This window comes from Pantoea sp. SIMBA_079 (genome assembly GCF_046940275.1).
GTDB classification, from domain to species: domain Bacteria; phylum Pseudomonadota; class Gammaproteobacteria; order Enterobacterales; family Enterobacteriaceae; genus Pantoea; species Pantoea borealis.
In genome coordinates this window covers 26,985-41,151 of record NZ_JAWRYR010000004.1, presented here as the reverse complement: position 1 = coordinate 41,151, position 14,167 = coordinate 26,985, and the positions used below count along the sequence as shown (strand labels likewise).

Here is a 14,167-nt window from a genome sequence, read left to right as displayed (position 1 = left end):
AGCCCGGCTGCAGCCGGGCTTTTGCATGTATAACGTTGTTATGCTGACGTTGCGCTTTCTGCAGGGGCGCGTCGTGTCACCAGCTTGCGCAGCGTGACGTAAAACACCGGCGTCAGGAACAGGCCAAACAGGGTAACGCCAAGCATACCGGCAAACACGGTAATTCCGGTCACGCCGCGTACTTCCGCGCCAGCGCCTTCGCCGAGAATCAGCGGAATCGTACCGGCGATAAACGCAATCGAGGTCATCACAATCGGCCGCAGACGCAGACGACAGGCTTCCAGTGCGGCGGCCGTAATGCTTTTACCCTGCATCTCCAGCTCACGGGCAAACTCCACAATCAGAATGGCGTTTTTGCACGCCAGCCCCATCAGCACCACCAGCCCGACCTGGACAAACACGTTGTTATCACCGCCGGTCAGCCAGACGCCCGCCAGCGCTGAAAGCATGGTTACCGGCACAATCAGGATCACCGCCAGCGGCAGCGTCCAGCTCTCATAGAGCGCTGCCAGCACCAGAAATGCCAGCAGGACCGCAACCGGGAAAACGATAAATGCGCTGTTGCCCTGGGTTGCCTGCTGATAACTCAGGTCAGTCCATTCGATATTCATGCCGTTGGGCAACATCTGTTCTGACATGGTTTCCAGCTGCGCCATCGCCTGAGCGGAAGAGAGCACGCGCGGATCGGCATCGCCAATCAGATCCGCAGCGGGATAGCCGTTGTAGCGGATCACCGGATCGGGCCCGTAGGTGGTGGTGACATGCACCATGCTGCCGATGGGCACCATTTCGCCCCGGTCATTACGGGTACGCAGCGAGGTAATATCTTCAACGCTGTCCCGGAAATCCCCGTCTGCCTGCGCCATCACGCGCCAGGTACGGCCAAATTTGTTGAAATCGTTAACGTAGGCCGAACCCAGATAAACCTGCAGCGTGGTGAAGAGATCGGGCAACGCCACGCCCTGCGCGCGGGCTTTATCGCGATCGACCTGCACATCAAGCTGCGGGACGTTGGCCTGATAAGAGGAGATCGGAAACATCATGCCCGGCGTCTGCATCACGGCACCGGAGAGAGTATTAATAGCCTCCTGCAGGGCGCCATAGCCGAGACCGCCGCGATCCTGCACATAAAGCGAGTAACCTGACCCCTGGCCCAGACCCAGGATCGGCGGGGGCATAATCGAAAAGCCAAAACCCTGCTGAATTTTCGCGATTTTGGCATTCAGCTCAGCATTGATTTCTGCCGCGCTGCGCGTGCGTTCGCTGAAGGGTTTCAGGCCAAAGAATACCGTGCCGGCATTCGGCGTATTGGTAAACTGCAGCGCGTTCAGTCCAGGAAACGCAACCGCATAGGCGACGCCGTCAGTATGCATGCCAATCTCGCTCATCTCGCGGATCACCGCATCGGTGCGCGCCAGCGAAGCCCCCTCCGGCATTTTTACGCCGCCGATCAGATAAAGTTTATCCTGTGTGGGAATAAACCCGCCTGGCACGCTGTGGAACATAAAGCCTGCACCGGCAAGCAGCAGCAGATAGACCGCAAACACCGCGCCGCGCCGGCGCAGCGTGCTGCCGACCAGGGATTCATAGCCCGTTGCGCTGCGCTGGAAGAAACGGTTAAACGGACGGAACAGCCAGCCAAACAGACGGTCAATCAGCCGGCCGGGCAGATCTTTCGGCGCGTGATGGCCTTTCAGCAGCTTAGCCGCCAGCGCCGGCGAGAGCGTCAGCGAGTTAATGGCGGAGATCACCGTCGAGATGGCGATGGTCACGGCAAACTGCTTATAGAACTGCCCGGTCACGCCGGAGAGAAACGCCATCGGCACAAACACTGCGCAGAGCACCAGCGCGATGGCGATAATCGGCCCTGATACTTCGCGCATCGCCTGGTGTGCGGCAGCCACCGGCGTCAGACCCTGTTCGATATTGCGCTCAACGTTCTCCACTACCACGATGGCGTCATCCACCACAATGCCGATAGCCAGCACCAGCCCGAAGAGGCTGAGGGTATTGAGTGAGAAACCCAGCAGCCAGAGCACGCTAAAGGTACCGACCACGGACACCGGTACCGCCAGCAGCGGAATAATGGAGGCGCGCCAGGTCTGGAGAAACAGGATCACAACCAGCACAACCAGCACAATCGCCTCAAACAGCGTCTGCACCACGGCGTGGATAGAGTCGCGGACAAACACCGTAGGATCATAAGGCGCTGCCCACTGCACATCCTCCGGGAAGCGGGTTGCCAGCTCGTTCATCTTTGCCCGCACCGCGTCGGAGAGATCAATTGCGTTTGCCCCCGGTGCCTGAAAAATACCGATGCCGACCGCATCCTTGTTATTCAGCTGCGAACGCAGGGCGTAGCTGCCGGAGCCCATTTCAATGCGCGCCACGTCGCGCAGCCGCACCAGAGAACCGTCAGCCGTGCTTTTCAGGATGATAGCGCCAAACTGCTCCTCGCTCTCCAGCCGCCCCTGGGTGTTGATAGAGAGCAGGAAATCGCTGGCTTTGCGGGTGGGTTCCGCGCCGAGCTGGCCGGCAGAGACCTGCACGTTCTGTTCGCGCATGGCGGCAATCACCTCTGCGGCCGTCATGCCGCGTGCGGCGACTTTGCCGGGATCGAGCCAGACGCGCATCGCATATTCGCCGGCGCCGAAGATCTGAATCTGGCCGACACCGGGCAGGCGTGCCAGCTCATCTTTTACCTTCAGGGTGGCGTAGTTGCGCAGGTAGAGCGAATCATACTTGCCGTGGGGTGAAAAAAGATGCACAACCAGCGTCAGCGTGGGCGACATTTTCTGGGTGGTCAGCCCCAGCTGGCGCACCGCTTCCGGCAGGCGTGCTTCAGCCTGCGCCACGCGGTTCTGCACCTGAACCTGCGCCTGGTCGGGATCGGTGCCGGGGCGGAAAGTCACGGTGGTGACCAGTACGCCATCGGAGCCGGCCACCGACTTCATATACATCATATTTTCAACGCCGTTGATCGCCTCTTCCAGCGGCGTGGCGACAGAATCCGCGATCGCTTTTGGGTTAGCGCCGGGATATTCGGCACGTACCTGTACGCTGGGCGGCACCACATCCGGGTATTCGCTGATCGGCAGCAGCGGAATGGCAATTAACCCGGTGGCAAAAATCAGTATCGACAGCACCGCCGCGAAAATGGGCCGGTCGATGAAAAAGCGAGAGAAATCCATAGAGTAGGGTCTCGGTTAAGGGGCGGGGCGCATTGCGACAGACTGAGCGTGCACCGGCATGCCGGGCATAAAGACTTTTTGCAGGCCGTTAACGATCACGCGATCGTCAGGCTGCAGACCCTGCTGAACAATACGCAGTCCGCCGGAGAGATCGCCGGGCCGGATATCCCGCCGCTGCGCTTTTCCTTCTGCGTCAACAATGTAGACATAACGGCGATCCTGATCGGTAAGAATTGCCTTGTCATCAATCAGCAGCGCGGTGAAATCAGCGCGACCCGGCAGCCGGACGCGGGCAAACAGCCCCGGCGTCAGCTCGCGCTGTGAATTATCAAGCCGTGCGCGCATGCGGATGGTGCCGGTACTGGCAGTGAGCTGGTTATCCAGAAAATCTACCGTGCCTTGATGCGGGTAGCCGTGCTCGCCGGTCAGGGCAACCTGCAGCGGCAGGGCGCCGCGCTGTTCGCCCTGGCGTGCCAGCTGCTGATAGTGCAGGAATGTCGCTTCGTCGACATCAAACCAGACGTACATCCGATCCTGGGAAACCAGCGTGGTCAGCACGCTGGCGCTGTCGCCTGCGGTGACCAGATTACCGGCGGTGATCAGCGCGCGGCTGGCCCGGCCATCAATCGGGGCGGTCACGCGGGTAAAACTCAGGTTGAGGCGGGCTATATCAACCGCCGCCTGCGCGGCCAGCACGCTCGCCTGCGCCTGCTGCGTAGCGGAACGGCGCTGCTGCCAGATCTCGCGGGACACCACCTGGCTGTTAACCAGCTTATCGGTACGATCCGATTCACTGCGCGCCAGCGCCGCCTGCGTGCGCGCACCGGCGAGCTGCGCCTCAGCCTGCGCCAGTGCGGCACGGTAGCTGCGGTCATCAATGGTAAACAGCACCTGACCTTTTTTAACTTCATCGCCTTCGCGATAGTTTACCTGGTCAATATAGCCGGAGACGCGCGGGCGCAGCTGAACGCTTTCAACCGCTTCGATCCGGCCATTAAAGGTATCCCACTCGCTGACCTGCTGCCGGATCACCTGTGCGGCACTTACCTCCGGCGGTGGTGGCGGGGCGTTTTGCGCCACGCCGCGATCGCAGCCCGCCAGCAGACTTGCCAGCAGCGCCGCGCCAGCCAGGCCAATAGCCTGACGAACCCTGTTATTTTTTTCGGGCATTATTGTTATTCCACGTTAATGAAGAACGAAAGACGACGTAAAAATATGCAACTTTGTCGATTGCATTAATCGGGAGGAGTGTAGGTCTCAGCGAAGTGCATCTGCAAGAATATCTGATACACTTTATGTGCGGTCCGGCGGGGGCCTCAGCGCAGACAGAAAAACCCTGCTGTGAGTACGGCATTTAATGTAATAATAAAACTTGCATTAAGTGCGATAGTCAGTCACCCTTAAAGTGTAACTGCAACTGATACTGATACTGTTCGTAACGGCGACGGGAGAGAATGGGATGATGAGCGACGCGTTTATGCACGATCTGATTGACTGGATCGATAACAATATCGAAGCACGGCTGGATCTGGATACCGTGGCTGACCGGGCGGGCTACTCTAAGTGGCACCTGCAGCGTATGTTTAAAGAGCACACCGGTTATCCGCTGGGTGAGTATATCCGGGCCAAAAAGCTGAAAAAATCAGCGGACCGGCTGACCACGACCAATGAGCCTATCCTGAACGTAGCGATTTCGCTGGGGTTTGATTCACAGCAGTCATTTAACCGCAGCTTTAAGCGCCAGTATGGCGTAGCGCCTGGCGCGTGGCGTCGTCACGCTTCACATGCACCCGGTGCCATGCAGTAAGTTTTCCGCCAGGGCCAGCCACGCTGGCCCGCGTCAATTTCCCGCCTGAATCTGCTATGCTGACCTCCTTTTTTTCAGGAACGTCGCTATGGCAACATTACGCTGGATCGGCCTGCTGCTGATCGTTATTTTTTGCTGGACCGGGCTGCGGCCACACTTCAGCGCTCCCCCTGCCAGTCCCACGACGGGCCACTCCACGCCTTCCTCCTCTGCCACCATTGATGCACTGACGCAGGCCGAACGCGTTGCGGACTGGCTGGTGCAGCATCAGCGTCTGCCTGATTTTTACCTGACCAAAGCGGCCGCGCGCCGTCAGGGCTGGGTACCGGATAAAGGCAATCTGTGCGAGGTTCTGCCGGGGCACGCCATCGGCGGTGACCGCTTCAGCAATCGTGAACAGCAGCTGCCGCGCCAGGCAGGACGGCAGTGGTATGAGGCGGACGTCAATTACCGCTGCGGGCGGCGTGGCGCTGACCGTCTGATCTACTCATCCGACGGACTGATCTATCTCACCCGCGATCACTATCGCAGTTTCAGTAAGGTGCACTGACCGTGCTGACTATGCATATCGATTTCGCCACGCTGCGCGATCGCGCAGCGTTTTATCAGGCGCTGAATGCGCAGAGCGGTGCGCCCGCAGCCGCGGGCACCAACCTGGATGCGCTGTGGGACTGGCTGACCGGCGGCATGGCGCTGCCGGCTACGCTCTGTCTGTTGCATGCAGAGCAGGCTGCACAGCAGGCGGAGTTTGCGCCGGTGCTGGCGCTGCTGGAGGAGGCGGCGCAGCTGCTGGATGGCGAGCTGCGCCTGGTCTGGCGCTGATCAGGCGTGCAGCGGCAGCAGCAGCACCGACAGCGTCTGCCGCGCGCCGGAGGGCAGATCGCTGCCGCCCGTGTAGCCGTTATTCTCCACAATCAGCTGGTTAAGTCCGACCAGCCAGTCATAGATATAGAACGCCGTATGGTTAGCGGGCGCAGCCGTCAGGCGCGTCAGGCGCTGGCCTGGCGAGAAGCTGACGCTTGGCGCAGGCGGGCGGGAAAAAATCGTCTGGCCACGATTCACGCGACTCTCAGGCCGCTCGCTCTCCGGGCGCTGTAAAAAACCGAGCCAGGCGACAAAATCACCCAGCACCGTCATGGCGCGTGAAACCTGACGATCGGTGCGTGCTTCATGGGTGCTGCTGTCCGGCTCATTCAGCGCCGCCTGCAGCCTTGTCAGCAGCTTAAGGCGGAAACTGGCCACAATCAGCTCCTCGGTCAGCAGCTCCATAGCGGGTTTGTCGACGTTCAGCAGCGTCAGCAGACTGCGGTTCTCGGGCAGCTGGCGCAGATGCGCCAGCCACAGCGTCAGGACCTGCTGCGGGAACTGCTGATCGCTGCGGACGCTGGTATTCTGCGGCTCGCCGGCGGGCGCGGGCTCGTCGCTGAACAGATCAAATTCAAAGCCAATACCGAAATAACTTTGCTCTGCAGCGGGTTTGCCGCTGTGCGCCGTTACCGCGCCGCTGCTCTGACTCAGCCAGAGCTGGCGCACGGCATCGCGCGACGGCTGCAGCCGCTCCAGCAGCTCGCCGTGCAGACCCGTGCGGTGCTGCAGACATTTCAGCAAGGTATCGGCGATGGTCTGTTTACGCAGCGCCTGCTCGGGCGAGGCGCTGGCTTCTGTCCACGGCTGTAGCCGGGCCGCAACTTTCTGCTGCAGCGCCCCGGTCTGCAGCGCCAGACGGTCGCGACGCGCCTCGGGCTGCATCTCTTCCTGCAGCCAGCTGCTCATGCGATCGACGCCGGCGCGATCCTGCGCCAGCATGGAACCCCAGCTCTGACCCGGCTGGCCGATCTGACGCTGTACCGCCTCGTCGACATTGATTTGCTGCGCCTGATAGCGCGCGTCATAAGGGGTTATGGCCCAGATCAGGCGCGGCTTCTCACTGCCACCTGTGACGCTCTGCTGCATCTGCCATTCACGCAGCGCGCTGGCCGCGGGATTCGCATCGTGCCGCTGGCTGGCGGCGGTACAGATCAGCATCAGGTCAATACCCTGGCGCGTGGCGTAAAAACCGGGCAGCAGGGCGCGCTTCTGCTCCAGCAGTTGCGCACGCAGCGGATTGCGCAGACGCAGTTGCGCCTGCTCCTCCTGCAGCTGGCGATCGGGGAGCGTACCGGGAGCAGGCAGATCCAGCATATCCGCCTCATCATAGAGCGCCTGACGCGGCGTGGAGCTCAGCGGTATGGTCAGCTCCAGCGTCAGCAGCGCCAGTTCACCAAGCGCGACCCGCTGTGGCTTACCGCTGCGGTTGGCCACGACCGGGCACACCTCAATCATCTCCTGCAGATCGGCGTCGTGACTGATGAGCTTTTCGGCCGGCAGCTGCGCATCATCCACCAGCAGCGAAAGCGGAGCCAGCACGCGTGGCGCGTGGCGCAGCTGCTGAAGCAGGTGCAGCAGCGGACGCAGCGTGTCGCTAAGGGCAGGCTGATTGGGCCAGAGCAGGGCATAAAGCTGCACGCGGTCATCGACGTTCAGCCAGGGTGCCAGCTCGGCCGCCTGGGGCCAGAAATGGCGATCCAGCGCTTCCGCGTGACGATGATGACGGCGGCTCCACCCCCACAGGGTGATGAGCGCGTCACTCTCTGCGCCAGGCTGTGGCTCGCTCTGCCGGTGACGCTGCAGGCGCTGCAGCGTGGTCTCAATGACGCGGGTATCCGCGGCATCACTGTCAATGCGGGCGCTGGCGAGCAGCAGGCGGATCAGCTCCGCTTCATTCAGCAGCGTCAGTTCTACCGGCCACGCGCCGGAGGGCGCTTCGCGCTGGTGACTGAAGCGCGTGGCCGCAGCGAAATCGAGATTGCCGGGATTGATATGCTGAAAATAGTTGAGCACTTTGTCGCTGAGCCGGGTCATCAGCTGACCCTGCGCGTCGCCCACCATTTCACTCAGCAGCCAGGCTTTACCCGCCTGTGACTGACCAAACAGCGCCAGCGTAACCGGGCGCGCCAGCTGCAGCGCCAGCGCGTGGCTCTCAGCGCGCGCGCGGCGCAGCTGCAGGCGCAGCGTATCGGCTTCCAGCGCAAGACGCGGCGAGTGCGGCTGATGGGTATCGATCCAGCCGAGCGCGCTGTCCAGCGTTTCCCGCAGCAGGCTCAGGCGCTTAGCCGGGGTGGCGGTGGTTTTTCTGGTGGTTCTCATCGTTTACAGACGCTCCAGCAATCGATAGCCTAAAAATTCGTTAATATTCATGATATTTAAATGTTTTTTTCAAAACAATCCGAAGTCCACTCAATTTTCTGTCCGGGTACGTCTATTGAGATAATGCGTTAATGCCCGTCAGTCATCGGGAACGTTTAAATCTATGAATATAGAAAGATAAGCCAATTTTACGCTTTGAGTCGCTGATCTTATCCCTGGAAAAGAGTAAAAAAATGGACGCTAAAAACGGGCTTATTTTGCTGATTGCCTGTACCGGAGCGATTCACATGTCTGGTTTTCATTTACTCATGGTCTTCAATCATGTCATGCGCCATGCGCCATGCGCCATGCGCCATGCGCTATGCGTCGCGTAAAATACACCCATCAATTACAGGGGGATGGCACCGGACTTTACATTCTTGATCCTTCATTACGGTGTGCTTATCGTTGTCGCCCCAGACATCTTTGCTGTAGCAAGTTGGTTTCACGAAAATGGCTAAAAAAGGGGAGGATAAACCTCCCCCTATAACTTAACTGCGTTGTTCGGCGACAGGTGATTTCATTTCAACTGAATTATGACTGTGTCCGGGTTGAGGGACACGAATAATAAAGGTCAGTAGATAAGCAAAGATATAGAGGCCGGTATACGCCCAGACGACTCCGACTATATCAAAAAAAGGCAGGACTACTGACGCAATAGCAGGCGCAATGAAATTGCTTAACCCGGCAGATAGATTATAAATAGATACAGCTGCACCTTTATGGTTTGGCTCTAGTGTAGGAAATACTGCAGTCATTGGCACGAATGCGGCAACGAAAATGCCAAGCATGACAGCTGGTATAGTGGCGACCCAAAAATTATGACCGGCATATACTGGTAAGTAGTAAAAAGACAGGGTCGATATGGTCATTCCCAGGCAACCAAACCAGCGAACCTGACGTATCCAGCCAATTTTTTCACCGGTTATTCCCCAGAAAATATTGGTAAAAATGGTAACAAAGAAAAAAATCGCCCAGAGCTGAAGCCATTCTGAAAGAGTAAAGCCAAGTCGATCGACAAACAACATAGGCATGATAATAGCGAAACCAAAAAGAGATATCGTATTAATAATGCGTATAAGACATGCATAAAATATATGCTGGTTTGTGAAAACAATTGTGACCGCACGAGACATTTCATTCATCTTGTCACGCAGAGGTATATTGATCCTGGAGCGATCCACCGGAACATTGCAGAGGCTGAAATAAGCCAGAATCCCGCCGCAAGCGACCCAGGCCATAGCGAGCCAGAGCGTGCCGGTTTCGCCAAATGAAGGAATGATAAGGCTCGGAAGATAACTTCCAATTACGCCAATGCCTACTGAATACATTGCCCAGAACCAGCCCGTTGCGGCTGCAAGCTTTTCACGTGGCAGCACTTGTACCAGCATCATCATAAAGGAATAGATAAACAGCGGGTAAGCTAATCCTCTGATCCCATAGAAAATAACCATTAAAGAATAATTCCGCATGCTCAAACCTAGCAGCATGAATAATGTGTGCATCACTATCCATAGTACTAAGCCAATCATCATTGCACGCAGAGGCGTAATCAATTCCGCGACCACACCAGAAGCCCAGGCCGCTAATGCAGCTGACAGTCCATAAAATGTAAATACAACAGCTGACTGTGTCGGGGAAAAACCAAGGTCGGTAATATGCCGGGAGAGAAATGCCATTTCAAACCCATCACCTGCCATAAAAATGGCAATAGCAATAAACCCCCAAAACATTTTTTTAGGCAGACCAAACCAGTAATTTTCAGATTGCATCACGTTTATCCTGCTGTATTAAATCAATCTTACGATAACAACTTACGAATCTGCTTTTGCTGCTCGTAAAGCTGCCGGAATACGCATAGACGCTGCTGAAGCATAATGCCGCGAGACGTGTCGGGTTGATAATGAGCTTTAACAGGTGGTTTCAGACATATTTCACTCTCCACGCCGCCATCACATAGCCAGGCAAGCCGTGCTGCGCCCAGCGCTCCTGATGCACTTACAGGATGGGTAACAACAGGTTTTTGAAAGAGATCAGCAAGGAGCTGTGCCCATAAAGTACTGCGAGCGCCACCGCCTGTAAGGCTGTACTGGCTGATCTGATGTTGCGTATCACCAAAGACAGAAAGGCCATCGGCCAAACCAAAAGAGACACCTTCAATGACTGCGTAGCCGAGCAACGAACGAGGTGTTTCATGACGGAGATTAAAAAAACTTCCCGTCGCGTCAGGATCGTTGTGAGGAGTCCGTTCGCCCGATAGATAAGGCAGGAAAATAGGTGCGTTTCGACGCTGCTCGCTTGTCAGCTGGGCCATTTCATCCATAAGCTGATTTTCACTGACTGAAAGAAGCCTGCATAACCAGCGCAAACAACTTGCAGCACTGAGCATTACGCTCATTTGGTGCCAGCGGCCTGGAAGGGCATGACAAAAAGCATGTACACCTGATTGCGGATTAGGTTGACAATGATCGTTAACAACAAAAATAACGCCAGAAGTCCCCAGCGAAATAAAAGCATCACCCGGGTTTACTGCACCAACCCCGATGGCTGAAGCTGCATTATCGCCGCCGCCCCCTGCCACCTTCACTGAATGTGATAATGACCAGCTATCGGCCACGCAGGGTTTTATCATGCCACTGAACGCGTTCCCTTCTATCAGTTCAGGCATGTTCTGGCGGGTCAGGCCGGTTATTTCAAGTAATTTATCCGACCAATCACGTTTAGCGACATCCAGCCATAAAGTGCCTGCAGCGTCAGAAGGTTCACTCACAAAATTACCCGTCATGCGCCAGCGAAGGTAATCCTTGGGAAGAAGAACCTTATCAATACGGCTGAATATTTCAGGTTCATTTTCCTCTATCCAGCGTAATTTGGGTGCGGTAAAGCCTGGCATAATCATGTTTGCGCTGATGTCCGGTATTTCCGGATGCTCAGCACGTAATACATTGCACTGCGCTGAACTGCGGGTATCGTTCCAAAGAATGCAGGGGCGCAGCACATTACCTTCACTATCAAGCAGAACGGCTCCATGCATCTGCCCGGACAGACCGATAGCACAAATAGCTTTCCACTTATCAGGCACGGAGAGTCGTAATTCCTGCATAACCTGATTGCAGGCTTCCCACCATGCTTCGGGATCCTGCTCCGCCCAATGTGAAAAAGGACGCTGAACGTCAAGTGAAACGTGATGAGACGCGATAATTTCGCCACATGTATTGATAATAAGTCCTTTAAGTTCAGACGTACCAATGTCGATGCCCAGATACATTATTCGTTCTCCTTATACCGCAGTCATCGATTCTTCAGGTTGCTCAAGCCACAGCTGCAATTTTTCAATGCTGCATTTCACTAACGCATGAAAATCTGCACGTTGCGATAGCTCACCAAATAAAGCGCTGTCGTTTAAAAATGCTGCTAAGGGATCTTTGCCAGCAAACTGCTCACGTAATGCTGTCTCCTGTAAAACACCATCCTGATATTTATAGGGCAGTTGCTCATCAGCCCAGCGTTGCAGGAATAGAAAGAACAGGGCAGGTAACATTGCTGTAGCATGAGGTTCCTTCCCTTTTTTAAAGCATTCAGCCAGCGTAGGTGTGACCATGCCAGGTATCTTTGACAAACCATCAGCGCCAACACGCTGATTGGTATCTTTGATATAAGGATTGCTAAAGCGTGACAGAACCTTGTCGCGATAATCAGCTAAGTCGAGCGGGCTGGGAGAAAGTGCAGGGATAACGTCCTGGGTAATATAATTCCATGCAATCTGGTAGATCGTTTGTTGACATGTACTTTCGTCAATGTAGGTAAAGCCAGCCAGCGTTCCTGCCCAGGCGATAGCTGCATGCGTAGCGTTAAGAATACGAATTTTAGCTTCTTCCCAGGGAAGGACAGAGCTAACCAGTTCTACGCCTACATTTTCAAGAGCAGGGCGACCCGCAATAAAATTATCCTCTATCACCCACTGAATGAAAGATTCGGCCATGATCGCCGCACCATCATTAGCGCCCGTTGCCAGCTTCACGCGTTCAGCCACGTCAGATGTAGGGCGCGGCGTAATGCGATCAACCATGGTGTTTGGTGAGGTGGTATTTTCCTGAACCCATTGTGCTAATGCGGTTTCGCCTTTAGCACACAAAAATGTGAGGAAACTGTTTCGAAAGCGTTCGCCATTGTGTCTCAAGTTGTCGCAATTCAGCAGCGTAACCGGTGCGTCACATTGATTCACGCGCGCCGAAAGAATACGCGCCAGCGTACCATAGAGAGTACGGGCCTCTCCTTTCAGATCAGCCTGGATGTCAGGAGCGCTTAAATCAATTTCATGAGCCGGAGTGAGGTAGTATCCGGATTCGGTAACCGTAAAACTAATCACCCGGGTTTCAGCGTTAGCACCCTGTTCAATCAGTGAGGAGAGGTGACTGTCCCAGGGTAAGATTTTGCGTATAGACGTAATAGTCTCATAGCGCCTCTCCCCATACGGCGTCACAGTCTCAAGAACATATTTACCATCCTGGGCTTTAAGCTGGTTCAGTAAAGGAACTGCATCTTCACGGATATTACCCATCGCGATGCTCCAGCTTGTATCGCCCTGTTCGCGCAATTTATGCATGTACCAGGCCTGATGCGCCCGGTGGAATGAACCGGCGCCAATATGCATCCAAACAGATTGATTACTCATAGCTCTTCCTTAATAAACATTTGACACTTTAAAGGGCATTTGCCCAAACGCAGACAGGATAGCCGTTCTGAAGCAGGGCGATCTGAGACAAAAGTCACATTTAATACATTTGCCCACAAAGAGGGCTTATGCTCAGTTAGGAGTATAGAGGCTTTGCGCGGTAAAATGCTTTATCCTTAAAAGGAGATGGTTTAATGAGCAGAGAAGAGAAGAAGCAGGAGATTGCAGCACGTGCTGCATGGATGTATTACGTTGCCGGAATGACTCAGCAAGAAATTGCCCGCGAATTAGGCTTGTCACGACAGGTTGCGCAGCGGCTTCTGTCAGGCGCCCGTGAAATGGGGATGATTCATGTAAAAATTGAACACCCTGTGACGTATTGTCTTGAGCTTGCTCATCAGTTAAAGAAAAGATTTAACCTCACTCTCTGCCGAATAGTTCCTTCAGCAAACCTGAATGATGATGCGGTCTCGCAAATGTTGACAGTTGAAGGGGCATCATTGATGGCGCAATTTATTAGCGAAGATGCGCCCCAGGTATTCGGAATAGGATCGGGTAAAACATTAAGATCAATTATTGATGCATTACCCTGGGTCGAGCGCCCGCAACATCAATGCGTATCGATGATAGGCGCTATCGCACGTGATGATTCAGGGACGCGTTATGATGTGCCATTGAAGATGGCTGAAAAAATGCAGGGTAAGTATTTTTTTATTCCCGCGCCATTATATGCAGACTCACCTGAGGATAAAACGCTTTGGGTGCAGCATCAGGTCTATCAGCGTGTAACTCAGCGTGCACTACAAGCAGATGTGTCTTTTGTCGGTATTGGCGAGGTCAGTCAGGGTTGTCCCCTGAATGCCGAAGGCTTTATTACTGATGAACAAGTGGAAGCGCTGAATGCAAAGGGCGTAGTAGGCGAAATGTTAGGCCATTTTTTCAATCAGGAAGGTGAACGCATTTTCGGTGAGACCGATGAGTTGCTGACAAGCGTATCACTTGAGCCGCATACTAAACGCAGAATCATCGGTTTTGCCGGAGGCCAGCACAAGTTTTCTGCTATTCGCGCTGCTTTAAAGGGCGGCTGGGTGTCAGACCTTGTAACCGATGAAGAAACAGCAATTTACTTATTAAATAATTAACGCTATCTGGTCATTAGAGACCCGCATTCGCGGGTTTTTCAGCCCTCAGTCAACCTGTTGCGGCTCTGATAAACGCATTTGCCTTATTACTCAAGCGATAAAAAGTGGGCTGCGGGTCCATTATCAA

At 55.1% G+C, this 14,167-nt stretch carries 11 protein-coding genes; 5 read left to right on the top strand and 6 right to left on the bottom strand.

Annotated elements, in window-relative coordinates; genetic code table 11:
- Positions 1-38: 38 nt before the first annotated feature.
- A complete protein-coding gene (locus tag SB719_RS07565; protein WP_065649419.1) occupies positions 39-3,191 on the bottom strand; it encodes an efflux RND transporter permease subunit in 3,153 nt (1,050 codons plus the stop codon).
- A 15-nt stretch (positions 3,192-3,206) separates the two neighbouring features.
- The gene (locus SB719_RS07560; protein ID WP_314688920.1) at positions 3,207-4,361 is read right to left on the bottom strand and encodes an efflux RND transporter periplasmic adaptor subunit; all 1,155 of its coding nucleotides are present in this window, start codon (positions 4,359-4,361) and stop codon (positions 3,207-3,209) included.
- 289 nt (positions 4,362-4,650) lie between these two features.
- Between SB719_RS07560 and SB719_RS07555 the strand changes: the two genes are divergently transcribed.
- From SB719_RS07555 to SB719_RS07545, 3 genes are all read left to right on the top strand, one after another.
- On the top strand, positions 4,651-4,998 hold the full coding sequence (locus SB719_RS07555) for a helix-turn-helix domain-containing protein (RefSeq protein WP_039384236.1): 348 nt from the start codon (positions 4,651-4,653) through the stop codon (positions 4,996-4,998).
- Positions 4,999-5,086: 88 nt separating this feature from the next.
- Entirely contained in the window at positions 5,087-5,548 is a 462-nt protein-coding gene (locus SB719_RS07550; RefSeq protein ID WP_065649417.1) for a ribonuclease domain-containing protein, read from the top strand.
- Positions 5,549-5,550: 2 nt separating this feature from the next.
- A complete protein-coding gene (locus tag SB719_RS07545) occupies positions 5,551-5,820 on the top strand; it encodes a barstar family protein (protein WP_412159110.1) in 270 nt (89 codons plus the stop codon).
- Here SB719_RS07545 and SB719_RS07540 read toward each other — a convergent pair whose 3' ends face one another.
- Positions 5,821-8,184: a virulence factor SrfC family protein gene (locus SB719_RS07540; protein ID WP_412159109.1), complete on the bottom strand. Its 2,364-nt coding sequence runs from the start codon at positions 8,182-8,184 to the stop codon at positions 5,821-5,823.
- A gap of 233 nt (positions 8,185-8,417) precedes the next feature.
- Here SB719_RS07540 and SB719_RS07535 point away from each other — a divergent pair, with 233 nt between their 5' ends.
- Positions 8,418-8,558 carry a hypothetical protein gene (locus tag SB719_RS07535; protein WP_412159108.1) on the top strand — a complete coding sequence of 47 codons (141 nt, stop codon included), beginning with the start codon at positions 8,418-8,420 and terminating at the stop codon, positions 8,556-8,558.
- 156 nt (positions 8,559-8,714) lie between these two features.
- On the opposite strand, the gene SB719_RS07530 is transcribed toward SB719_RS07535, so the two are convergent.
- The 3 genes from SB719_RS07530 to dalD are packed head-to-tail and all read right to left on the bottom strand — an operon-like array spanning position 8,715 to position 12,898.
- Positions 8,715-9,995, bottom strand: coding sequence for an MFS transporter (locus SB719_RS07530; protein ID WP_412159107.1), 1,281 nt, complete (start codon positions 9,993-9,995; stop codon positions 8,715-8,717).
- Between the two features lie 29 nt (positions 9,996-10,024).
- Positions 10,025-11,491: a xylulokinase gene (gene xylB, locus SB719_RS07525; RefSeq protein WP_314689174.1), complete on the bottom strand. Its 1,467-nt coding sequence runs from the start codon at positions 11,489-11,491 to the stop codon at positions 10,025-10,027.
- Between the two features lie 12 nt (positions 11,492-11,503).
- Positions 11,504-12,898: a D-arabinitol 4-dehydrogenase gene (dalD, locus tag SB719_RS07520; RefSeq protein WP_412159106.1), complete on the bottom strand. Its 1,395-nt coding sequence runs from the start codon at positions 12,896-12,898 to the stop codon at positions 11,504-11,506.
- Positions 12,899-13,092: 194 nt separating this feature from the next.
- Here dalD and SB719_RS07515 point away from each other — a divergent pair, with 194 nt between their 5' ends.
- Positions 13,093-14,040, top strand: coding sequence for a sugar-binding transcriptional regulator (locus SB719_RS07515; RefSeq protein ID WP_314689178.1), 948 nt, complete (start codon positions 13,093-13,095; stop codon positions 14,038-14,040).
- The last annotated feature ends 127 nt before the right edge of the window (positions 14,041-14,167 follow it).